Below are 22,448 nucleotides of genomic sequence, written 5' to 3'. Positions count from 1 at the left end.
AAAAAGGGGCATTTAATGCCCCTTTTGCGTTGCAATTTTACGCGATATTCGCCTAACGGCGTGCTTCGGCCAAATCACTTGGCATCGTGCCCTGCATGCTGTGCCAAATAGCACCACTCTCTTTACCGTATGCTCTCAGGCACTCTGACACCTGATCATGGGCTTTTTCATCACACAGCGTTGACAGTTTGCTGTAGAAAGTCAGTGCCAGCTTACGGGCTTCAGGATTCGAGAAATAGTAACGCCCAACCCGGGTATAAAGCCCTTTCATGCCATTTAGGATCAACCCATAAATAGGGTTACCCGAAGCAAAAGCCAAACCACGGAAAATACCGTAATCCAGTGCGGTGAAAGCCTCGGCGTGATCATCAACTGTTTGAGCTTGTGCCAGGATTTCCTGTGCTTTCTCTGGATGATTACGGATTGCCGTGCGAACGAAGATGGTAGCGATATTTGTTCTGACTGCCAGTAAGTTGTCTATCAATTGTGGCACGCTGTCGTGGTCAAGCCGCGCCAGTGTTTCCAGAATATTAAGACCAGACGTTTCCCAAAAATTGTTTACTTTCGTCGGTTTACCATGCTGAATAGTGAGCCAGCCATCGCGGGCTAAGCGTTGTAACACTTCACGCAATGTAGTGCGAGTCACTCCAATCAGCTCTGAAAGTTCACGCTCCGCGGGCAAAATAGTGCCTGGAGGGAAGCGATTATTCCAAATACTTTCAATAATATACTCTTCCGCGAAACCGGCAGGACTTTGCGCCTTTATAACCATATTTTTGACGTTCCGTAGCGATACATATCAGCAATTTAGTGCGCTCATCATACCAGACGACGCTATCGTGACATAGCATCAGGACCGAACAAATGGTGAAAGTAGTCATAAAGTTGCAAAAATTGCGCAGATGGAATGATGTACAGATTATACGTATTGCTTTTAGAGCAATGACGTAAGGTAAAATGTAACTTTAGGCAGTAATTGCACCATAATAATTTTAATAAGGAGACTGTAACTCACAATGGATATGACCATTAGACAAGCTGTACTCAAGAATTTTCTGGGGAATTCACCTGATTGGTACAAGCTGGCAATTATCGGGTTTCTCATTATTAACCCACTGGTATTCTTTTTTGTCAGCCCATTTATTGCTGGCTGGATGTTGGTGGTCGAATTTATCTTTACACTGGCTATGGCGCTAAAATGTTACCCACTGCAACCGGGGGGTTTATTGGCCATTCAAGCCGTTGCCATCGGTATGACCAGCCCACATCAGGTGGCAGAAGAAATTGCTAATAATCTGGAAGTGCTGCTGTTGTTGGTGTTTATGGTGGCAGGTATCTATTTCATGAAGCAGTTATTACTGTTTGTATTTACCAAACTGCTGCTGAACATTCGCTCAAAAATCGTTCTTTCATTAGCCTTCTGTGTCGCCTCTGCCTTCCTTTCGGCATTCCTTGATGCCTTAACTGTAATCGCCGTGGTTATCAGTGTTTCTGTTGGTTTTTATACTATCTATCATCATGTTGCATCAAACCATACCGATAAAGATATCACCGACGACAGTTGGATCGATAATCAGGAAAACCGTAAAACGTTGGAGCAATTCCGCGCTTTCTTGCGTAGCCTGATGATGCATGCGGGTGTGGGTACTGCGCTGGGTGGCGTAATGACCATGGTTGGCGAGCCGCAGAACCTGATTATCGCTAAGAGTGCCGGTTGGAACTTTACCGACTTCTTTATTCGCATGCTGCCCGTGACGTTACCCGTCCTGTGTTGCGGATTATTGGTTTGTCTGCTGGTAGAACGTTTTAAACTGTTTGGTTATGGTGCACAGCTTCCCGAGCGCGTTCGTCAGGTTTTGACTGACTATGATCAACAAGCCAGTGCGAAACGGAGCAAGCAAGAGAAAGTGAAGCTTCTGATTCAGGCCTTGATCGGTGTTTGGTTGGTGCTCGCATTGGCCCTGCATTTAGCCGAGGTAGGCTTGGTCGGATTATCGGTGATTATACTCGCCACCTCCCTCTGCGGAATTACCAATGAACATGCACTGGGTAAGGCATTTCAGGAGGCATTGCCTTTTACTGCCCTACTCACGGTGTTTTTTGCCGTGGTTGCCGTCATTATTGAGCAGAGCCTCTTCTCACCGATTATTCAGTTTGTTTTACAATCTTCACCATCAGCACAGTTATCACTGTTTTATCTGTTTAATGGCTTACTCTCTTCGGTATCCGACAATGTATTTGTCGGTACGGTTTATATCAATGAGGCGCGCACTGCATTTGAGCACGGTATTATTTCGCTTCAGCAATTTGAGTTATTGGCTGTTGCCATCAATACCGGGACCAACCTCCCCTCAGTTGCCACACCGAACGGCCAAGCCGCTTTTCTGTTCCTGCTAACCTCCGCGCTGGCCCCTTTAATTCGTCTTTCTTATGGGCGCATGGTGTATATGGCACTCCCCTATACTATTGTGATGACCCTCGTCGGTCTGTTAGGCGTGGAGTACTTATTAGTGCCAATAACCGAATGGATGATGCAAAGTGGCTGGATAAGTTTGCCTCATCTGGCAGCCGGAGCTAGCATCACACATTGATCGCTTGCATTATAGTATCTGCCAGCCCTACACTTTTGGTCGCCGCGGGGGCTGTTATTAGCTTCGAGGGATTATGGGCTGGCAAAACAAACCAAATATCTCACCCAAAGTAAAATTCAGGCTTGTGATAACTTGTCACGCGCGAGAAAGAGCTGATTTTTGCCTAATTTTACCTTTGGGTGGCTGGCAGCAAAGATGAATTGGTTTACACTGCCAGTACAATTGCTTACTGCATGGAAAATAAAGATATGTTGCAATTCCTTAACCGCTGCTCTAAAGGGCGCGGTGCTTGGCTTTTAATGGCCCTGACTGCACTTGCACTAGAATTGGTCGCACTCTATTTTCAACACGTGATGTTGTTACAGCCTTGTGTAATGTGTATTTACGAACGTGCTGCGTTATTCGGTATTCTCGGTGCATCGTTGTTGGGTGCCATTGCACCTAAATCGCCCTTGCGCTACCTGGCAATCTTTATCTGGATCTACAGCGCATGGCGCGGTGTTCAGCTAGCCTGGGTACACACTATGCTGCAACTCCATCCTTCACCGTTCACGACCTGTGATTTCTTTGTCAGCTTCCCGTCATGGCTGCCACTAGACAAATGGCTGCCCGCTATTTTTGTTGCCAGTGGTGATTGCTCGGTAAAACAATGGGCATTTATGTCATTAGAAATGCCGCAATGGTTGGTCGGTATCTTTGCTGCATACTTATTGATTGGCGTATTGGTGCTGATCAGCCAATTCGTTAAACCGAAAAGACGTGACCTGTTTAGTCGATAATTTCAAACATATCTTTATCTGACAATGGCACCTCAGGGTGCCATTTCTTTTGGATGACAGTGCATTAACGGATGATCCCGCGCGCTGAGCGAGAGAAAAAAGATTTATAAGACTGAAGTATTTGCCATTCTCTGGCCAAAACCTCAATGTCCTGACTGACATCCGCCACCAACTTACCGGTATGGTAAATAAGCTGATAGGCGTTTTGAACCGCTTGGCAATCATCACTGTTCAACCAGTCGTCCCCCATTCCTGCTGCTCGGATACCCACCGGCACGGCACGATTACCCCCCGCAATCACATAAGGGGGGATATCCTGCACCACGCAGGCGCTTTCATTGACCAAGGCATGGGTGCCAATAACACAAAACTGGTGCACAGCACTGGCCGCGCAGATAATGGCGAAATTATCGACCTCTACATGTCCGGCTAATCCTACATTCGACGCCAATAAGCAGTGGTTACCGATAATGCAGTCATGGCCAATATGCACATGATTCATCAGACTATTGTCATTACCGATACGTGTTATACCGTGTCCTTGAACCGTGCCACGGTGTATCGTGACATTTTGCTGAATCAAATTGCGGTCGCCAATGATAACCTGGGTAGGCTCCCCCTGGTACTTAAGATCCTGATTAACCTCTCCAATAGAGGAGAATTGTCCAATATTATTGTCACATCCAAGCTCGGTAATACCATTAATTACAATATGCGATTTAAGCACCGTGCCGGAACCAATAGTGACTTGAGAACCAATGTAACAAAAGTGACCAATCTGTACATTCGCACCAATCACCGCACCCTTCTCAATAATTGCAGAAGCAGAAACTATCGCGGTGTTATCAATCAAGCTATTTAACTCTCCAGATGGAGGACTCACATTACTACTTTGTGGGTAACTTCAGCGTCGACTAAGGACTAATCCATCCAGTGGTTTAATCAAATTTACAGCCATAAATGGTCATACAACGAAAAAAGGCCACCATAAGGCAGCCTCATTTTAATTCGATTATAAACTAGTTAAGCTGTGGTATGGGTACAAATGTACTGATTAGCCTGCTCACCATCAACCACCGCCAAACGGATTGGCAGCGCGGAAATATTGAGAGAAGCAATAACTTGCTCCTGGCTGTTGGCATTTTGGAATATTAACGCCTCGCCCTGACCTTCTGGATTAACTTTTACAAACTGGAACACTGATTTATCTATGGTCAATTGCTGATTCGGGCCGTCTAACACTGCGGTCAGGCTGCCTCCCTCTTTCAATTTACAATCAAGATTTATCAATGAGGCCCCAGCGGCCTGAACCTGGTGCGAAATGCTACCTAAAGTAGCAGATATGCCGATGATAACAGCGGCCAACGTTGAATATTTCATTTTATTAAGTTTCTTGGTTAAATTTCGGCGTTAGTATGCCATATCTGGCGTCTGAATAGGCATCTGTTGTCTGAGAGGCTTCAATATAAATTACATATATATCAATGGTTATCTGGCCCACTGCGGTTTATTCAAAATGTGGTCTTGCCAGTCGATAACCTCGCTCTCACGTACGGCAATATGGCGTACCGAGATCCGCTCACCGTGCATCGCAGATTTTGAACCGGCTAACAGTGGATGCCAACTCGCCAGGCCACGCCCCTCGCCCACCATCCGATAAGCACAGGTGGGTGGCAACCACTCAAACGTTACCAAATTCTCTCGGGTTAACTTGATGCAGTCTTCTTCTAATTCAAAGCGGCGCTCATAATTACGGCACTGGCAGGTTTTGAGATTGAGCTGATCACAGGCCACATTGGTGAAATAGATTTCATCCGTGTCCTCATCAATCAGTTTATTCAAGCAACATTGGCCGCATCCGTCGCACAGTGATTCCCATTCACTATCTGACATTTCAGCGAGTGTTTTTTGTTGCCAAAAAGGAAGTTGTGACATATCGGTATCCGGTGTGAATAAATGAGCGGGTCGTTATAGACGCTTTGGCGGTCAGATGCAAGTGTTGCCGCCCAGCCTGATGGCATAAGCGGCAGCGATGCTCTTAGATTATGCGGGTACTCAACGTTTTACCATTTAGCATAACTTTCAGCATATCGCCTGATTTCATCGGCCCGACGCCCTGTGGAGTGCCCGTCAGAATGATATCGCCAGCACGCAAAGTAAAGAAACGGCTGATGTAACTGATTAGCGGAATGATGGGGGTGATCATATCACGCGTGTTGCCTTGCTGACGGACCTCATCGTTAATGATAAGCGATAAGTCAGCCTGTTGCGCATCACCAAACTCCGCCACCGGTATAAAACCGGAAATCGGACAAGAACCGTCAAATGCTTTCGATTTCTCCCACGGCTGACCAGCCTTTTTCAAGCCAGATTGCAGCTCACGCAGTGTCAAATCCAATGCGACACCGTAACCGGCGATTGCGCGTGCCACTCGGTCTTCACTGGCTTGTTTTAACGGAGTACCGATCAAAACGGCTAATTCTACTTCATGATGAACCTCACCGAACTCTTTCGGGATCGATACCGGCTGGCGAATATCACATAGCGCTGTTTCAGGTTTAATAAACAGCACCGGTTCAACTGACACAGTACTCCCCATCTCTTTAATATGTTCGGCATAGTTACTGCCAACGCAAACCACTTTACTCACTGGAAAATCCAGCAAAGCCCCTTGCCAGTCTCTATGTTGATACATACTGCCTCTCCTGAATTAACATCCTGTCTGAATTTACATCTTGATTGGCTCTTGCCGCAGCGACACAACCAAGTCATACCACGATTAGGTGTTCGCAGACATTATTGACTTACGCTATCTGCCATCATACCAATACTGATAGCGAAATAGTAAGAACGGTTCCAGTGCATAATGGTACGAAAATTATCATAAACCAGAAACGCCCGCCCTTGCACATCATCAGGTACGATGACCCAAGCCCGGAGATCTGAGTTGGCAAAGTTACCGCCGGGTATCGCCATTACCCCGAGTTGCTGCCATTGGGCGACGCTTTTGGCTTGGCTGTCTTTTAAGCCCGCCAGCTTAATATCAAATCCTTCGGGCAGCGTCGCTTCCTGGCCCCAATCAACACCCGGTTTCCAACCTTCAGTAGACAGATAGTTAGCTGTCGAAGCAAAGACATCATCGATATTATTCCAAATATCAATTTTCCCATCGCCATCCCCGTCAGCGCCATAGGTCAGGAAAGAGCTAGGCATAAATTGACTCTGCCCCATCGCACCAGCCCATGATCCTTTCAACTCGGGGTCATCAACTTTGCCTTGCTGAATGATTTGCAATGCAGCTATCAGCTCTTTAGTGAAGAATGCCTCACGCCGCCCTTCAAATGCCATGGTGGATAAGGCAGAGATGACATCCTCTTTACCTTGAAACTTGCCAAACCCACTTTCCATGCCCCACAGCGCCACGATGTAACGCTCAGGCACACCATAGCGCGCAGTAACTTGTGATAACTGAGGCTGATAGCGCTGATAAATCTCTTTACCTTGCGCGACTTTCGCCTCTGTCAGAACTCTGGTCAGGTAATCATCCAGTGTGACTTTCTTTTCTAACTGATTGCGGTCTGACTGAATGACTCGGTCAACAAAATGAATATTGGCAAACGCTTTATCAAGCGTAGCCTCGCTGATCCCCTTTGCACGAGCTTGGGCCTTTAATTGTTCGACATAAGCAGGAAACTGCGCCGGATCGCGCCCTTGCTGGGATAATGTCATTTTAGTACTGTTCTTGGCCGCAGCCGGTGGTGAATCCAGCATGGTTGGTGGCGCGGTTGCTGGTGTTGGTGCCGCAATCGGGGCCGCAGCATTTTTATTGGCACATCCCACTGAGATGAGCGTCACCAGAGCAACTGCAATCATTGACAATTTCATCGACGCATTCCTGTGTAAAACAACAACCAGAGAGGAAGCTGGAAATATAAAATCAACCGGGGCTGATACATGGACATCCACCTTAGGGTTGTGATGGATGCCATCACGGTAGGTAATTTTGATGAAAATCAACGTTATACGGTAGTATCGCCCAAGTGCATTTTCAACAAACTTTCGAGTGGCGGTGGGACTTGCAGATAAAAACCCTGCTCAATGAGTGCACTTTTTACCTTCTCGACATCCGCTGTCGCCAACGTTTTGCGTTCATTTAATGAAAGCAGCATCGCAAATTGCGGCTTGCCAAAACTGGTAAGTAATTCAGCCGGCACCCTGGAAAAATCATCTTTCTTTTCAATATATAGGTAGGTTTGATCCCGTTTCGGGCTTCTATAGATAGCACACAGCATGTTTGGACTCTATTTGATGAATTCAATAATGAGACTGTATATACCCTAAATCATTCGAGTTACAAGAAGGCGGCCAACGCACATGCAGCTTGAAGTATTACGGGTATAGTTAGCATAGTATTATAACACGCTAGCCTGGCTCAGATGCTTGGGATATCAATAGATATTGATGCCTATACTGCTAGCACAGGGATCAGATACAGCATATTGACGTTTATCATTTTCGGCGCGCCGAGCTGGGTAATGTTCTTGCTGTTGGCATTTAGCCTGCTTTTCGTTTTCCCGTTTTGCCGCTTCGGCATCTATCCGCGCTTTCTCCTCATCCAATTGCTTTTGCCATGACTCAGCACTTGGCGCCACCGATCCAAGCGCCTTACGTTTTTCAAGATAATCGGTGGGAACCTTACTGTCTTTTGGGATTTCGGCGTGGTAGCCAAAGTCAGCCCATGCAGTAAATGCAACAGGTAAAGCCATAACACAGATAAATGATAGTGGGATGAAATTCCTTTTCATCGTTGATGTTCCTCAGATAGATTGATGCAGAAACCGCAAAATATCACAAAATGATTATCATTCTCAATATAGAATCATTAAAAATAGCACTGATCAGTGCCATTTATCACTCAGCTTTAATTACCCATGCCAGCGGCAATGTGGTGATACACAGATTACTGGGTGAGATTTCTCTGAAATAATAGTGTGAGGTATTTCACTAAGTCGATAATAACCACACTCAATATCTCTATTTCATCATCTTGAAAGTGATAATAATGGTGAGTCATTACTCTATTTTATAAAAAACAACTTCATCTGATAAAAAAATGACCCATCTCTGATTAAAAATGGTCACTTTTATGGGCGACGTCAAACCCGCCATCAGCATGTTTGCTTGTTGAAAAAATACACAATTTAACGGTGGGAGTGATAACCGCCAAATATAGGCAGGTCAGGGCTAGCGAATAAGCGGAAGTTATGCTGTAATTTCTTGTCAGATTGAAGTCATTATGACCTTAAGATTTCAATATATTGATACGGATAGATTTATCTTTATATTACCTATAACATGCTTGGGAACATCAGAATATTGTACCCCGAGTGGTATTTTGGGGATTAAACGTAGCTGAAACTGAGTCAGGATAGATGTCACAATCGCCAATTGAGTTAAAAGGCAGTAGTTTTACCCTATCGGTCGTTCATTTACACGATTCACGACCGGAGGTAATCCGTCAGGCATTGCAGGAAAAGGTGGATCAAGCCCCCGCTTTCCTGAAAAACGCCCCTGTTGTGATTAACGTTGCAACGTTACCAAACGGTGCTAACTGGAAAGATCTCCAACAGGCTGTCACTTCAGCAGGTCTGCGTATTGTTGGCATCAGTGGTTGTCAGGATGAGCGTCAAAAACGGGCGATAGCACGTGCAGGTTTGCCGTTATTGAGTGAGGGTAAAGGCCAGAAAATGGCACCCGAGCCCGTTATCAGCCCGCCGGAAAACGCGCCGACCAAGACACGTATCATCAACACACCTGTCCGTTCCGGCCAACAGATTTATGCCCGTAATTGCGATTTGATTGTTATCAGCAGTGTCAGTGCCGGTGCTGAATTAATTGCCGATGGCAATATTCATATCTATGGAATGATGCGAGGCCGTGCGCTAGCAGGTGCATCCGGGGATGCCCAATGCCAGATTTTTTGCACACATTTAGGCGCTGAGCTCGTCTCTATCGCGGGGCAGTACTGGTTAAGTGACCAGATCCCGCGTGAGTATTTTGGTCAGGCCGCACGTCTGCATCTGCTGGATAACGCATTAACTATACAACCTTTAAATTAAGCCCTTTTGACAAGGAATCCATTTCATGGCACGCATTATTGTTGTTACATCGGGTAAAGGGGGCGTTGGCAAGACCACATCAAGCGCGGCTATCGCAACCGGCTTGGCCCAAAAAGGTAAAAAAACCGTCGTTATCGATTTCGATATCGGCCTACGGAATCTAGACTTGATCATGGGATGTGAACGCCGGGTAGTTTATGATTTTGTTAATGTGATTCAAGGTGATGCCACTTTGAACCAAGCATTAATAAAAGATAAGCGTACAGATAATCTGTACATTTTACCGGCTTCTCAGACGCGCGATAAAGACGCCCTGACCAAAGAGGGTGTTGAAAAGATTTTAAACGATCTTGGCGATATGAATTTCGAGTTTGTGGTATGCGACTCCCCTGCGGGTATCGAAAGCGGCGCTTTGATGGCGCTCTATTTTGCTGACGAAGCCGTTATTACCACTAACCCTGAAGTCTCCTCGGTTCGTGACTCTGACCGCATCCTCGGGATACTGTCCTCCAAGTCGCGCCGCGCAGAGAATGGCCAGGATCCAATTAAAGAACATCTGCTGTTGACCCGCTACAATCCTGGGCGTGTTAATCGCGGCGATATGCTTAGCATGGAAGATGTCCTCGATATTCTGAGGATCCCACTGGTTGGCGTTATTCCAGAAGATCAATCTGTATTGCGCGCCTCGAACCAAGGCGAGCCAGTGATTCTGGACAAAGAGTCAGATGCCGGTAAAGCTTATGACGATACCGTTGACCGTTTGCTAGGAGAAGAGCGCCCCTTCCGCTTCATCGAAGAAGAGAAGAAGGGCTTCCTGAAACGCCTTTTTGGGGGATAAACCATGGCTTTGTTAGACTTTTTTCTGTCCCGCAAAAAACCGACAGCCAATATAGCCAAGGAACGGCTGCAAATTATCGTCGCTGAGCGTCGTCGTGGGGACAGTGAGCCCCATTATTTGCCTGACTTGAAACGCGATATTTTGGCGGTTATTTGTAAATATATACAGATCGATCCTGAGATGCTGCATGTGCAATTCGAGCAGAAAGGGGATGATATTTCGGTACTTGAACTTAACGTGACATTACCGGAAACGGAAGAAACGCCTAAATGATTTCTTCGCAATAACTACCCCCTGTATTTATTTACAGGGGGTACTTTCATTTAGTTAACTGTATATATATCCAGCCCATTGTGCTATTCAATATATCTGTCACTGAAACAAGAAAAATCTTAATCTCTATTTCAATTAGTCATAAAGTACTTATGAATTAAAATTGAAACACCCAGAGTGAAGCCCACCCCACTCTGAATATCGATTAATACTGTTTCAAAATCTCAGCCAATTCCGTAGACAACAAATCGCCCCGCCAGCCACTTAATAATTCAGGCTGAGTGTCAGTTGATTTTAGTTTCCAATGCCAACTGAGTAATTGGTTTATTTGACGACGTGACGCCAGTAACTCACTACTCAGTCCACTACGTTCACTGACTGACTGGATCAACGCTTTAATATCTTTAAAGACTTTCTTGTAGCCGGGTTGGTCGATCAGGTTAGCTACCGGTTGCGGCAGCTGCTCTTCCGTTACAGCATTCCCCTCAGCCACCAGCGCCAACAAGGTACGCCCATGATAGCGAATCTCCTGCCCACTCAGGCCAAGGGAATCTAACTCACCCAGCGAGGTTGGCTGATAACGGGCGACTTGCCACAGATTCTCTTCACGCACGACAAAGTTAACCGCCAGATCACGCTCACGCGCCTGACGCAAGCGCCATGCCGCCAGCTTCTGCAAACATGCCAACTGATGGCCACGTAACTGCCAGGCATTGGTTATCTCACGGTAGGCCAGCTCAGGGTCAAGTGTTTCACTGCGACGGCGACACAGTAGTTGGCATTCATCTATCGCTGCATCCATTCGCCCAGCAGCTTCGGTGGCTTCCACTAATTTAGCTGCCAAAGGTAACAGATAGAAAACATCAGCGGCGGCATAATCACACTGTTTTTCACTGAGTGGACGGGCAATCCAGTCGGTACGTGATTCACTTTTATCTAGCTCAACACCTTCAAACTCATTTACCAGCATGGCAAAACCGCAAGACAGGGTTCGGCCAGAAAATGCCGCCAATACCTGAGTATCAATCATCGGCGTTGGCATCCGGCTAAAGGCATTTAAGAACACCTCGAGATCTTCGCTACCAGCATGCAGATATTTCACCACATTCAAATCTTGCAGTAGCTCACTGAAAGGTTGCCATTCAGTGATGGGCAAGGGGTCTATGAGTGAAAGTTGTTCACCGTCATACAGTTGAATCAGGCCCAACTGAGGATAGTAGGTGCGCGTTCTGACAAATTCCGTATCCAGCGCGACATGAGCATGTGTCCGGGCTTGTTCGCAGACCTGCTGCAACGCACTATTGGTCGTGATCAACTGATAATTCAAAACGTGATTCTCTTGGTCGTTAGTCTATGACAAACACAACAACGCCGGCGATGACCGGCGTTGTTGATGATGATTGAGTGACGCTGTTAAGTTAGGCTGCGTCTTGGTTGCTACCTTTAGCCTTAACTTGTTCGTCACGCAGTTCCCTACGTAAAATTTTGCCGACATTCGATTTCGGCAACTCGTCGCGGAACTCTACTATTTTCGGTACTTTATACCCTGTAAGGTAGCGGCGGCAATGGGTTAGCAGCTCTTCAGGTGTCAGTGAGGCATCTTTTTTCACGACAAACAGTTTTACCGTCTCGCCAGAGACCTCATTAGGCACGCCAACCGCAGCAGATTCCAGCACTTTCGGATGTAACGCTACCACATCTTCAATCTCATTGGGGTAGACGTTGAAACCAGAGACCAGAATCATATCTTTTTTACGATCAACGATACGTAAAAAACCTTGTTCATCAAGGGTTGCGATATCGCCAGTTGCCAGCCAACCGTCTTTCAGCACTTCATCCGTCGCTTCTGGCCGCTGCCAATAGCCTAACATAACTTGCGGACCACGCACCCATAGTTCACCCGGTTCGCCCAATCCAACTTCGTTACCCTCATCATCCACCAGCCGAACATCGGTAGAAGGGACAGGCAGACCAATACTGCCACTGTAGTGTTTCAAATCATAAGGATTACCCGTCACTAACGGCGAGCACTCGGTCAAACCATAACCTTCCAGCAGATGTTTCCCAGTCAGTTTTTCCCATCGTTCAGCAACCGCTTTCTGCACTGGCATGCCGCCACCCACAGAAAGGCGCAGTGTGGAGAAATCTAACTTGGTGAACTCTTCATTATTCAACAAAGCATTAAATAACGTATTTACACCCGTCATGGCGGTGAATGGATAGCGACTTAGCTCTTTTACCATTCCCGAAATATCACGCGGATTGGTTATCAATAAACTGCGCCCACCTAACTCAATAAACAGCAGGCAGTTCATGGTTAAAGCAAATATGTGATAGAGGGGGAGTGCCGTGACCACCAGCTCGTGGCCGGGTTGCAGCAAAGGTGCATAAGCCGCTTTCGCCTGCTCCAGGTTCGACTGCATATTGCGGTGTGTCAGCATTGCGCCTTTCGCCACCCCCGTCGTACCTCCGGTATATTGCAAAAATGCCAGGTCAGTATTGATAATATCCGGTTTAACATATTGCAGACGGCGACCTTTTTGCAGCGCAGTGCGAAACGAAATAGCATCGGGTAGATAATATTTCGGTACCAGTCGCTTGATGTATTTCACCACGAAATTAACCAGCGTCCCTTTGGCCGTCGACAACTGATCACCCATGCGAGTTAAGATGACATGTTTGACTTGGGTTTTAAAAACGATCTTTTCCAGCGTGTGAGCGAAGTTGGAGACAATAACGATTGCCACAGCTCCGCTGTCATTCAGTTGATGCTCTAACTCGCGCGGGGTATACAGCGGGTTAACATTCACCACCACCATACCCGCACGCAAAATACCAAACAAAGCTATGGGATATTGCAGCAGGTTGGGCATCATCAAGGCGACACGGTCACCTTTTTGTAACCCTAAACCTTGCTGTAGATAGGCGGCGAAAGCACGGCTACGTTCTTCCAACTTACGGAAGGTCATCACCTCCCCCATATTGATGAACGCAGGTTGGTCCGCATAACGCAGTGCGGCGTTCTCAAACATTTCCACCAAAGAAGAATAGCGATCCGGGTCAATCTCTGCGGGGACATCTGCCGGATAACGCTTTAGCCATACTTTTTCCAAGGTAGCACTCCTGAAATTATTATTGATCGTCAGAGTAAGACGCAAATTCACACCAGAACTTTAACAATATTTTAACTCAGCTTACCAGTTTGCTTTCAAACAATTTTGAGGTTGGGATATACGTCACTATTTTCTGGCACCGAGATCTCAAAAATAACTAAGGCAGCCAATGCCGCCCATTAAAATTCAATAAAATCAAAATATTACAGGCGATTTTTAGCATTTAAAACCATAACTCTTTGATTATATAATCTTTTATATTTTATCGACGTAAAAAAGGCGCTGAATTCAGCGCCCTTCATGCCATTACCCCCTAACATCTGGCAGCAATTGAAACCGGTCAGACTACCTACTCCGTAACAATAGTTTGAATCTGTGCTGGTCCCGGGTTGTACCAACCACCCCATCCCGGCCCCCACATCCCAGGGTTGTGGTAACCCCACGGGCCCATTGCCGGTGGCATCATCACTTGTTGTGCAAGATTCCAACGTTTGTAACCTGTGGCATTTATCACCACAAAGTCATACGGCGTCATCCCAATTTTACCGGCTTCAACACCGGTAATCGGCCCAACCACGGTCACCAGGTGACCACGAAAATCAACTGGCTCAAGGAAACCATTAACATAGGCTATCACTCGCCCTTGTGACGGCTCCCCCAAAATAGGTCTGGCACCCGAGTCTAAGGGTACGCTGGCAATTTCAAGCCGGGTGCGATGCGCTTCGTTGGCCACATTGATGACGGTCCCACCAAAACGCGCCTCCTGGCCTATAAAGACCTTCGGATCGGTTCGAACCAAATTAAGATTTTGCTGCGGCGTCGCAGTGGTACCCTGAATAGCAGGCGGGACAGTAACACAGCCGGACAGAAGCAAAACGCCCAATCCTAGCCAGCCACACGTCCATTTACGGCTTCTATTCTTTATAGATTGAGTTGTTGACGTATTTATCGCCATAGTGTGCTGCTCCTTATCATATCTATAGCTATCTGAATATTTTAGACTCTAAACAGGATGACAAGTTGCTATATCGTTAATTTTTCACATTTCCGTGGCGCAGTGCAGTTCTAACGGCCTGGCAGTTTTTTCCAGGTCACTTCATTTCTCAGATACACTGGCTCGGCATTTTCCACACTCACCATCCGCCCGTTCGCCCATGATGATAATGCCAGTGGCAACATATCCTCTGCCTGCGGCAGTAGCATCTGCCCGTCAGCCAGCACCACGTTATCGCTGCTAACCAGATCAGGATACGTCTGCCAGCCAGTGCCTACTGTGGCCCAATGGCCGCTCAGTGATGGCGCGTGTGCCAAGACTTGTGCCGGCGTCATTACTGCCTCAGTCTGTTCACCAAGCCAATCGCCTTGTGCGTCACGCTCAAACTCACCCCAATAGACTTCCCCCATGCGGGCATCAATCGCAGCCAATACGCGAGACGCGCCTGTCAGACGGAATGCCCCCTGAGCCATGGTCTGTAAGGTGGAAATACCTATCATTGGTAAGTCTGCGCCCAGAGCCAATCCCTGACCAATACCGATACCAATACGGACACCGGTAAAGCTACCAGGGCCACGGCCAAAGGCCAATGCATCGAGTTGCGTCAGTGATAAACCTGATTCAGCCAGTACTTGCTGCACCATCGGTAATATTCGTTGGGTGTGTTCCCGTGGACAAAGCTCAAACAACGCCTGAACTTCGCCGTTATTCCACAATGCAACAGAACATGCTTCTGTTGCGGTATCGATCGCTAAAATTCGCGTGGACATGCCAACCTCGGCAGGAAAAGAGTATGAATTCAATACAGGGCGCGCATGATAGCACACCCCTCCTCGCTTTTCCCTTAATCGCGTTGCTTGAGAAAAGCGATGGCTTTCGCCAAATCACGGGTGCGGGGTGCTGGCGGGAGACTATTAAGGAACATCGCGCCATAAGGGCGCATCACCAGGCGATTATCACAGATAACCAGCACGCCGCGATCGTCGATGTCACGAATCAAACGCCCCACACCTTGTTTCAAGGTAATAACGGCATCAGGCAATTGCACATCATTGAACGGGTCACCACCACGTAGACGGCAATCTTCGATGCGGGCTTTCAACAAAGGGTCATCCGGTGAGGTAAACGGCAATTTGTCGATGATGACACAAGATAACGCGTCGCCCCGCACATCCACCCCTTCCCAGAAACTGCTGGTCGCCACCAGCAGTGCATTGCCTGCTGCTACAAACTGTGCCAGCAACTGCCCCTTGCTGGTTTCGCCTTGCACCAAAACAGGTAGCGTCATGCTGGCGCGGAACTCTTCGGCTAAACCACGCATCATCTGGTGTGAGGTACACAAAAAGAAGCAACGCCCTTTATTGGCATCAATCAGTGGCTTTAGCATCACCGCCAGTTTACGGGCAGCCCCAGGTTCATTTGCCGAAGGCAAATTGCGTGGCACACAGAGTAATGCCTGATTGGCGTAATCAAACGGACTGGGCAGGAGTAGCGTTTTGGCGTTCGTTAGCCCCAACCTTGAGGTGAAATGTGATAACTGATCATTAACCGACAGTGTGGCAGAGGTAAAAATCCAGCTTCCCGGTTTTTCTTCTATCAGCTCACGAAAACGATCAGAAACCGACAACGGTGTCAACGCCAGTACGAAATGGCGTGAATTACACTCATACCAATAGCTGTAGCCGGGTGTAGTGACATCTTTTAAACGCTTAAGGCGGTTGCGATACACCGTTGCACGTTCAAAAGCAGCATCCAGCATGGCTGAACGGCCAAGGGAAAGCTTCATCACGTCATAACACAACTCCAGCGCATCATCGAGCAACAGCAACGCCCGCTGAATCGCCGGTTGTTCCAGTACATCACGTAAATTGCCGCGATATCCCGGGTCGCCGAGCACCAGACGGAAATCTTGCGTGCTTTGCGTCAGACGGTCGGCGCTTTTTTGCAATTGAGCGGAGTCACGCACTTCGGTGCGATAGGCAATAATAATATCTTTTGCCAAATCCATTAGTTGTCTACTGGTCAGTTGCTGACCAAAGTATTGGCTGGCAATATCGGGGATCTGGTGGGCTTCATCGAAAATCATCACATCTGCGGTGGGGATCAGTTCGGCAAAACCGCTCTCTTTCACCACCATATCCGCCAAGAACAGATGGTGGTTCACCACCACTATATCTGCATCCATCGCCTTACGGCGGGCTTTGACCACAAAACAATCTTTATACAGCGGGCAATCACTACCCAGACAGTTATCATTGGTACTGGTGACCAACGGCCAGACAAAGCTATCCTCAGCCACCTGGCCACAGGTACTGATATCACCATCGATGGTTTCGGCTGACCAGCCACGCAAACGAACCAAATCAACCAATGTCTCACTGGCTAATTCACCCCCGGCCAATGATTGCTGTTCAAGTCGTTCCAGACAAAGATAGTTTGAGCGCCCCTTTAATAAGGCCAGCTTCCCTTTGTATTTGAGAGCAGTCGCTACCGTGGGTAAGTCACGCGAATAGAGCTGATCTTGTAACGCTTTCGAACCTGTGGAGATAATCACTTTGCAATCAGCACGCAGTGCGGGCGCCAAATAGGCAAATGTTTTACCAGTACCGGTACCTGCCTCTACCACCAATTGTTGTTTGGCATCAATAGATTCACTGATGGCCGCCGCCATTCGGCGCTGAGACTCTCGGGGGTTAAAACCTGTAATAGCCTGCGCTAATGCGCCGTCTGTTGCAAAATCGTCTGTCACGCGTTCTCTTCCGGGCGAAATCAGCGGTGATTATGCCAAGCCTATCGCCCCGCGACCACACATTCTCATCATAAGCTATGCTACCCTACTACTGATAACTGACATTGACATTCACACAAGGGAGTGAAAATGAGTATTGAACGAATTAATCCAGAAAAACGTTGGTCAGATGCTGTGGTATTTAACAACACTATCTATTACACCAGCGTACCGGAAAATCTGGATGCAGACGCCACGGCGCAAACTGCCAACACACTGGCTGCAATAGATATGATGTTGAATCAGCTCGGTTCAGATAAAAGCCGTATTTTGGATGCCACCATTTTTCTGGCAGACAGTGCGGACTTCGCGGCGATGAATGCGGCGTGGGATGCCTGGGTGGTTGATGGCAATGCGCCAGTGCGTTGCACCGTCGAAGCCAAATTGATGAATCCGAAGTACAAAGTTGAAATCAAAATTATTGCGGCTATTTGATTTTGCGATCTGCGGGGCGACTGCACTGATGGGCACTCTGACGGCTCGCGCCCCTTGTATTTTAAACAAATAAGGACCCATTCAGTACATTTCCCCGCTTATCAGCTTCGATTAAAAACTGTCACTCGATATACCCAAAGTAATTGGAGTTGCAGGTAGGCTGCCAGCAAACAAATCCCGATGAGCTTACACCGGTAAGTGATTCGGGTTTGCGCGCGCAGCCAACACCCCTGCAGCTTCAAGTACAAAGGGGATATCAGGACAGCTTAATCATCACCATGCCGGCCAGTAGCAAAATCAGGCCGATCCAGCCTTTATAGTTCAGTCGCTGATTAAACAAAATCCAACCTGCGGCCACGGTGGCGGCAATACCGAACCCGCCCCACAAGGCATAAGCCACTGATAATTCAATGCCTTTCACTGCTTGTGCCAAAGCACTGAATGCCCCTAACACTGACAGCAGTGATAATATGCCTAACCATACCCGGCGAAAACCATCTGACATTTTCAGCAAGATATTGGCAATGATTTCCAGGATGACCGCCAAAATCAGAAACGCAATATGGTAAAACTCAAGCTGTTGCATGCTGCTCACCTGAATTGTTGTGCGGTCTGCTTGGTTTCTTCGGCTTACGCGTCCCTGACTTCACTAACATTATGCCGCCGATCAAGGTCACTAAACCGGCAATTTTCAGTGGTGATAAGCTTTCATCAAACCACAGCACGCTAAACACAGTAATAATCAGGATGCCAATCCCTTCCCACAGGGCATAGGCCACGCCTAGCGCGACTTTCTTCACTGCCAGAGCCAGTAAAATGTATGAACCGGTTATCATAAAATACATCACGATATGCCCGGTCATTTCACCACTGACACTGGCATATTTCATTGATAACGTGCCGATAATTTCTGCGACAATCGCTAAACCTAAAAATATCCAATAAATCATCATTCTTCTCCTAACACAGCTACCCTATCGATTTCAAAGTGCAAGCAGCGACCTCAAAGAGGCGAGGCCCATGGACGGCCGAGTAATAAGTGGCCAACATCCCTGCTATTTGAAAAGTGACGGGTAAAACGCACGCTAAGGTCTATTTGTTACGGTTATCCTAATTTGATGCCCTATTCACAAGGAATAGACATGCGCAGGCCGTAAGAAATAGAAACTCACTTGGCGTATAAACTTTTTTATACCCTAAATAATTCGAATTGCCGGAAGGCGCTAAGCAAGAGACCCCCGATGAGCTTACATCAGTAAGTGATTCGGGTGATTGAACGCAGCCAACGCACATGCAGCATCAAGTATGACGGGTATTTAAGATGGAAGAATAAAGACGCTACAGCTCGCTACACCAGTGATGCTCACTGGCCAGAATGGCTGACAGGAAAAGTTGACAGGTAGAAGGTTTGAAAGTAATTCCATTAGTTTTAATCATAATATATCTCTTTTTTTTAGCCACACATGCTTTAGCTACATACTTGTTTGCCAAACCTAGTGTGATACGCCTAAAACCCTCATCAAAATGGAATAATTCACTGCTGTATTTTTACCACAGCCAATTTTATAAAGCAAACCATCAATTTTATAAATAGTTTAAAAAAAGAGATTATAAAATAATAAGTTAGTGGTTCTAAAAAAACAAAACCCCTGCATGGCAGAGGTTTATAGTTTGACGAGATTATGCGAATTATCTCGTCAGTTCAGGAGGTTAGAACAGCTTATGCTGTTGCACCCGCCACGGCTTGTTTGGCTAATTCAGTAATACGAGCGTAGTCCCCTTTTTCCAGCGCATCTGCCGGAACCAACCATGAACCGCCAATACACAATACGCTTTTCAGCGCCAGGTAATCACGGTAGTTATTCGGGGTAATGCCGCCGGTTGGGCAGAAACGCACTTGCGAGAATGGGCCGCCGATGGCTTGCAATGCTTTAACACCACCATTAGCTTCTGCCGGGAAGAATTTAAACTCACGCAGGCCATAACTCATACCCAGCATCAGTTCTGAAACGGTGCTGATCCCAGGAATTAATGGGATTGAGCCTGCAGTGGCTGCCTTAAGTAATTCATCAGTCAGCCCTGGGCTGATAGCAAATTGCGCGCCAGCCTCAACCACATCAGCCAACTGCTGTGGATTGAGCACAGTACCTGCGCCGACAATCGCCTCAGGAACTTCTTTTGCGATAGCACGGATAGCCTCAACAGCACAAGGGGTGCGCAACGTCACTTCCAGCACCCGAACACCGCCAGCCACCAGGGCTTTTGCCAACGGTACCGCCTGCTCGAGCTTATTAATCACAATCACCGGGACCACGGGGCCTGCGGTCATGATCTGTTCTGCGCTCGTTTTCCAGCTTTTCATCAGTTGTTATCTCCACTTATGCCGATTGGCATGTACTCACCCGAGGGTGCCAGTTGAAATATGGCAGGCAGAACATGTATTCCTGCTTCTGTCTGCCATAAAGAATCACAATGCGAGCCAGCTAACGACTCTTTATTATTGCGCCTAGGTGAGGCGCTGTTATCGGGAATATACCCGTCATACTTCAAGCTGCATGTACGTTGGCTACGCTCAATAACCCGAATCACTTACTGATGTAAGCTCATCGGGGTTAATGAGCCTCATCCTACGGGCTAGCATAAATACTGTTCAAATCGCTTCCCGACCGATTTGTCTCTCGCTTGCCGCCTTCCTGCAACTCGAATTATTTAGGGTATAGTCATAACCTAAATATTTATTCGAACTCATTCCATGAACGACCGTCGCGGGTAATCATGGCAACGGATGCCACCGGCCCCCAGGTTCCAGATTGATATGGCTTAGGTGCGTCATTATCAGCCGCCCATGCATCCATAATGGAATCGACCCATTTCCACGCTTCCTCAACCTCATCACGGCGCACAAACAGTGCCTGAATACCACGCATGGTCTCCAGCAACAGACGCTCGTAGGCATCAGCAATATGCTGCTCGTTAAAGGTTTTGGAGAAGCTGAGGTCCAGCTTGGTGGTTTGCAGACGGTGTTTATGCTCCAGACCTGGCACTTTATTCAGCACTTCAATCTCGATACCTTCATCCGGTTGCAAGCGGATCGTCAGCTTGTTTTGAGGCAATTGCTGATAAGACTCGCGGAACAGATTCAGTGCCGGATTTTTAAAGTAAACCACCACTTCAGAACATTTTGTTGGCAGGCGTTTGCCGGTTCTCAAATAGAACGGCACCCCAGCCCAACGCCAGTCATCAATATCGACACGGATAGAAACAAACGTTTCAGTGTTGCTGTTCTTATTCGCCCCTTCCTCTTCCAGATAGCCGGGTACTTTATTACCCTGGACAAAACCGGCGGTATACTGACCACGTACTGTGGTTTCCCGCACATTGGTGTGGTCGATACGGCGCAATGATCGCAGTACTTTCACTTTTTCATCACGAATTCGGTCAGTACTGAGATCTGCTGGCGGTGACATGGCAATCATGGTCAGGATTTGCAGTAGATGGTTCTGGATCATGTCACGCATCTGGCCGGCTTCATCAAAATAGCCCCAGCGCCCTTCAATCCCGACCTCTTCGGCAACCGTGATCTGCACATGGTCAATAGTGCGATTATCCCAGTTAGAAGCAAACAGTGAGTTAGCAAAACGCAGAGCCAACAGGTTCAGTACTGTCTCTTTACCTAAATAGTGGTCGATACGGTAAACCTGACACTCGTTGAAATATTCTGCCACTTGATCGTTAATCACCCGAGAAGAGACCAAATCCTTCCCTAACGGTTTTTCCATTACCACACGAGCAGGCTCTTTATTCAGCCCTGCTTCGCCCAATCCTTTACAAATTGCACCAAACGTATCGGGCGGCATGGCAAAGTAGTTAATGGTGGTACGACTTTTTTGATCCAGCATCTTGCCCAATTTGGCAAAGTGTTTGCTGTCATTGACATCCAAATTACAGAAGTCGAGACGAGAACTGAGCTTTTGCCACAATTCATCATCCATCTTCTCTTTCATAAAGGTATCGAGGGCTTCCTTTACCACGGCTGTGTACGCGTCTTTGTCCCACTCGGCACGGCCTACGCCGATGATGCGAGTATCTGGGTGGATGTGACCCGCTTTCTCTAATTGGTAAAGGGAAGGCAGCAGTTTCCGGCGAGCCAAGTCTCCCTTAGCGCCGAAAATCACCAGATCACACGCCTGGGCTGCCTGGGCTGTATTAGTTACCGCCATGTTATTCTCCTCGTTGCAGGATATTTGTAATTTTCTTACATTACTAATGTACTCTCTTTGACTATAGCCAGTAAACCCAGATAAAAGCAGAGCAAAAAAGGTTAAAAAACATCCATCAGGGTGCCAAGCCGCGCCAAATCAGGCCGTGCAACTTTAAAATGTAATTTTATGACGTTTTTGACAACTATTTACCATTATGAAAATTAGACACAGGTCATATTCTGGTGAAAAAACCTTACTTCCCACCCTATGCCACTGCCAACGGGTCCCAGCTCGTAGTATATTTTCATTAAACCGG

Annotated in this window: 23 protein-coding genes; 6 read left to right on the top strand and 17 right to left on the bottom strand. The window is 47.3% G+C overall.

The annotated features are described in order from the left end of the window. Positions 1-52 precede the first annotated feature (52 nt). The gene (fadR, locus tag Q2T72_RS10505) at positions 53-772 is read right to left on the bottom strand and encodes a fatty acid metabolism transcriptional regulator FadR (RefSeq protein WP_083158979.1); all 720 of its coding nucleotides are present in this window, start codon (positions 770-772) and stop codon (positions 53-55) included. Positions 773-1,016: 244 nt separating this feature from the next. Here fadR and nhaB point away from each other — a divergent pair, with 244 nt between their 5' ends. Further along, positions 1,017-2,591 (top strand): sodium/proton antiporter NhaB, encoded by a 1,575-nt coding sequence (nhaB, locus tag Q2T72_RS10500; RefSeq protein ID WP_083158980.1) that lies wholly within the window; start codon positions 1,017-1,019, stop codon positions 2,589-2,591. A gap of 248 nt (positions 2,592-2,839) precedes the next feature. Further along, a complete protein-coding gene (dsbB, locus tag Q2T72_RS10495; RefSeq protein ID WP_032907594.1) occupies positions 2,840-3,370 on the top strand; it encodes a disulfide bond formation protein DsbB in 531 nt (176 codons plus the stop codon). A 64-nt stretch (positions 3,371-3,434) separates the two neighbouring features. Here dsbB and lpxA read toward each other — a convergent pair whose 3' ends face one another. The 7 genes from lpxA to Q2T72_RS10460 all read right to left on the bottom strand — a co-directional run bounded on the left by lpxA (position 3,435) and on the right by Q2T72_RS10460 (position 8,175). Continuing rightward, positions 3,435-4,223: an acyl-ACP--UDP-N-acetylglucosamine O-acyltransferase gene (gene lpxA / locus Q2T72_RS10490; protein ID WP_372569880.1), complete on the bottom strand. Its 789-nt coding sequence runs from the start codon at positions 4,221-4,223 to the stop codon at positions 3,435-3,437. 170 nt (positions 4,224-4,393) lie between these two features. After that, entirely contained in the window at positions 4,394-4,750 is a 357-nt protein-coding gene (locus Q2T72_RS10485) for a hypothetical protein (RefSeq protein WP_083158982.1), read from the bottom strand. Between the two features lie 108 nt (positions 4,751-4,858). Beyond that, complete coding sequence (locus Q2T72_RS10480) at positions 4,859-5,305, bottom strand: YcgN family cysteine cluster protein (protein WP_005190942.1); 447 nt, start codon at positions 5,303-5,305, stop codon at positions 4,859-4,861. Between the two features lie 103 nt (positions 5,306-5,408). Further along, the gene (locus tag Q2T72_RS10475) at positions 5,409-6,065 is read right to left on the bottom strand and encodes a fumarylacetoacetate hydrolase family protein (RefSeq protein WP_083158983.1); all 657 of its coding nucleotides are present in this window, start codon (positions 6,063-6,065) and stop codon (positions 5,409-5,411) included. A 101-nt stretch (positions 6,066-6,166) separates the two neighbouring features. Further along, positions 6,167-7,255, bottom strand: coding sequence for a lytic murein transglycosylase (locus tag Q2T72_RS10470; protein ID WP_193784667.1), 1,089 nt, complete (start codon positions 7,253-7,255; stop codon positions 6,167-6,169). 134 nt (positions 7,256-7,389) lie between these two features. Then, positions 7,390-7,662 (bottom strand): YcgL domain-containing protein, encoded by a 273-nt coding sequence (locus Q2T72_RS10465; RefSeq protein WP_083158984.1) that lies wholly within the window; start codon positions 7,660-7,662, stop codon positions 7,390-7,392. Between the two features lie 156 nt (positions 7,663-7,818). Beyond that, the gene (locus Q2T72_RS10460; protein WP_372569133.1) at positions 7,819-8,175 is read right to left on the bottom strand and encodes a hypothetical protein; all 357 of its coding nucleotides are present in this window, start codon (positions 8,173-8,175) and stop codon (positions 7,819-7,821) included. 627 nt (positions 8,176-8,802) lie between these two features. Between Q2T72_RS10460 and minC the strand changes: the two genes are divergently transcribed. Genes minC through minE form a run of 3 tightly spaced genes read left to right on the top strand, consistent with a single transcriptional unit; the run spans position 8,803 to position 10,600 of the window. Then, positions 8,803-9,489 (top strand): septum site-determining protein MinC, encoded by a 687-nt coding sequence (gene minC, locus Q2T72_RS10455; protein WP_083158986.1) that lies wholly within the window; start codon positions 8,803-8,805, stop codon positions 9,487-9,489. Between the two features lie 25 nt (positions 9,490-9,514). Further along, positions 9,515-10,327, top strand: a complete 813-nt coding sequence (minD, locus tag Q2T72_RS10450) for a septum site-determining protein MinD (RefSeq protein ID WP_005190923.1) — start codon at positions 9,515-9,517, stop codon at positions 10,325-10,327. 3 nt (positions 10,328-10,330) lie between these two features. Continuing rightward, entirely contained in the window at positions 10,331-10,600 is a 270-nt protein-coding gene (gene minE, locus Q2T72_RS10445; RefSeq protein ID WP_002211180.1) for a cell division topological specificity factor MinE, read from the top strand. A gap of 205 nt (positions 10,601-10,805) precedes the next feature. Here minE and rnd read toward each other — a convergent pair whose 3' ends face one another. The 5 genes from rnd to Q2T72_RS10420 form a co-directional block, all read right to left on the bottom strand. Continuing rightward, positions 10,806-11,927 carry a ribonuclease D gene (gene rnd, locus Q2T72_RS10440; protein WP_083158987.1) on the bottom strand — a complete coding sequence of 374 codons (1,122 nt, stop codon included), beginning with the start codon at positions 11,925-11,927 and terminating at the stop codon, positions 10,806-10,808. Positions 11,928-12,018: 91 nt separating this feature from the next. Then, on the bottom strand, positions 12,019-13,713 hold the full coding sequence (gene fadD / locus Q2T72_RS10435) for a long-chain-fatty-acid--CoA ligase FadD (protein ID WP_083158988.1): 1,695 nt from the start codon (positions 13,711-13,713) through the stop codon (positions 12,019-12,021). 349 nt (positions 13,714-14,062) lie between these two features. Beyond that, on the bottom strand, positions 14,063-14,668 hold the full coding sequence (locus Q2T72_RS10430) for a Slp family lipoprotein (RefSeq protein WP_372569132.1): 606 nt from the start codon (positions 14,666-14,668) through the stop codon (positions 14,063-14,065). 110 nt (positions 14,669-14,778) lie between these two features. Further along, entirely contained in the window at positions 14,779-15,477 is a 699-nt protein-coding gene (gene tsaB, locus Q2T72_RS10425) for a tRNA (adenosine(37)-N6)-threonylcarbamoyltransferase complex dimerization subunit type 1 TsaB (protein ID WP_083163669.1), read from the bottom strand. Between the two features lie 74 nt (positions 15,478-15,551). Next, positions 15,552-17,456: an ATP-dependent DNA helicase gene (locus Q2T72_RS10420; protein ID WP_102970416.1), complete on the bottom strand. Its 1,905-nt coding sequence runs from the start codon at positions 17,454-17,456 to the stop codon at positions 15,552-15,554. 129 nt (positions 17,457-17,585) lie between these two features. Between Q2T72_RS10420 and Q2T72_RS10415 the strand changes: the two genes are divergently transcribed. After that, the gene (locus Q2T72_RS10415; RefSeq protein ID WP_083158990.1) at positions 17,586-17,930 is read left to right on the top strand and encodes a RidA family protein; all 345 of its coding nucleotides are present in this window, start codon (positions 17,586-17,588) and stop codon (positions 17,928-17,930) included. A 256-nt stretch (positions 17,931-18,186) separates the two neighbouring features. Here Q2T72_RS10415 and mdtI read toward each other — a convergent pair whose 3' ends face one another. From mdtI to zwf, 4 genes are all read right to left on the bottom strand, one after another. Continuing rightward, on the bottom strand, positions 18,187-18,516 hold the full coding sequence (gene mdtI, locus Q2T72_RS10410; protein ID WP_005163022.1) for a multidrug/spermidine efflux SMR transporter subunit MdtI: 330 nt from the start codon (positions 18,514-18,516) through the stop codon (positions 18,187-18,189). Continuing rightward, complete coding sequence (mdtJ, locus tag Q2T72_RS10405) at positions 18,503-18,880, bottom strand: multidrug/spermidine efflux SMR transporter subunit MdtJ (protein ID WP_372569879.1); 378 nt, start codon at positions 18,878-18,880, stop codon at positions 18,503-18,505. Before mdtJ ends, mdtI begins: the two co-directional genes overlap by 14 nt. A 770-nt stretch (positions 18,881-19,650) precedes the next feature. Next, entirely contained in the window at positions 19,651-20,292 is a 642-nt protein-coding gene (locus Q2T72_RS10400) for a bifunctional 4-hydroxy-2-oxoglutarate aldolase/2-dehydro-3-deoxy-phosphogluconate aldolase (protein WP_083158992.1), read from the bottom strand. A gap of 373 nt (positions 20,293-20,665) precedes the next feature. Continuing rightward, on the bottom strand, positions 20,666-22,150 hold the full coding sequence (gene zwf / locus Q2T72_RS10395) for a glucose-6-phosphate dehydrogenase (RefSeq protein ID WP_372569131.1): 1,485 nt from the start codon (positions 22,148-22,150) through the stop codon (positions 20,666-20,668). Positions 22,151-22,448: the final 298 nt, after the last annotated feature.

It is taken from the genome of Yersinia sp. 2466 StPb PI (assembly GCF_041538325.1).
Lineage (GTDB): Bacteria > Pseudomonadota > Gammaproteobacteria > Enterobacterales > Enterobacteriaceae > Yersinia > Yersinia enterocolitica_E.
The sequence above is the reverse complement of the archived record's forward strand: the minus strand, read 5'-3'. Positions and strand labels throughout refer to the sequence as shown.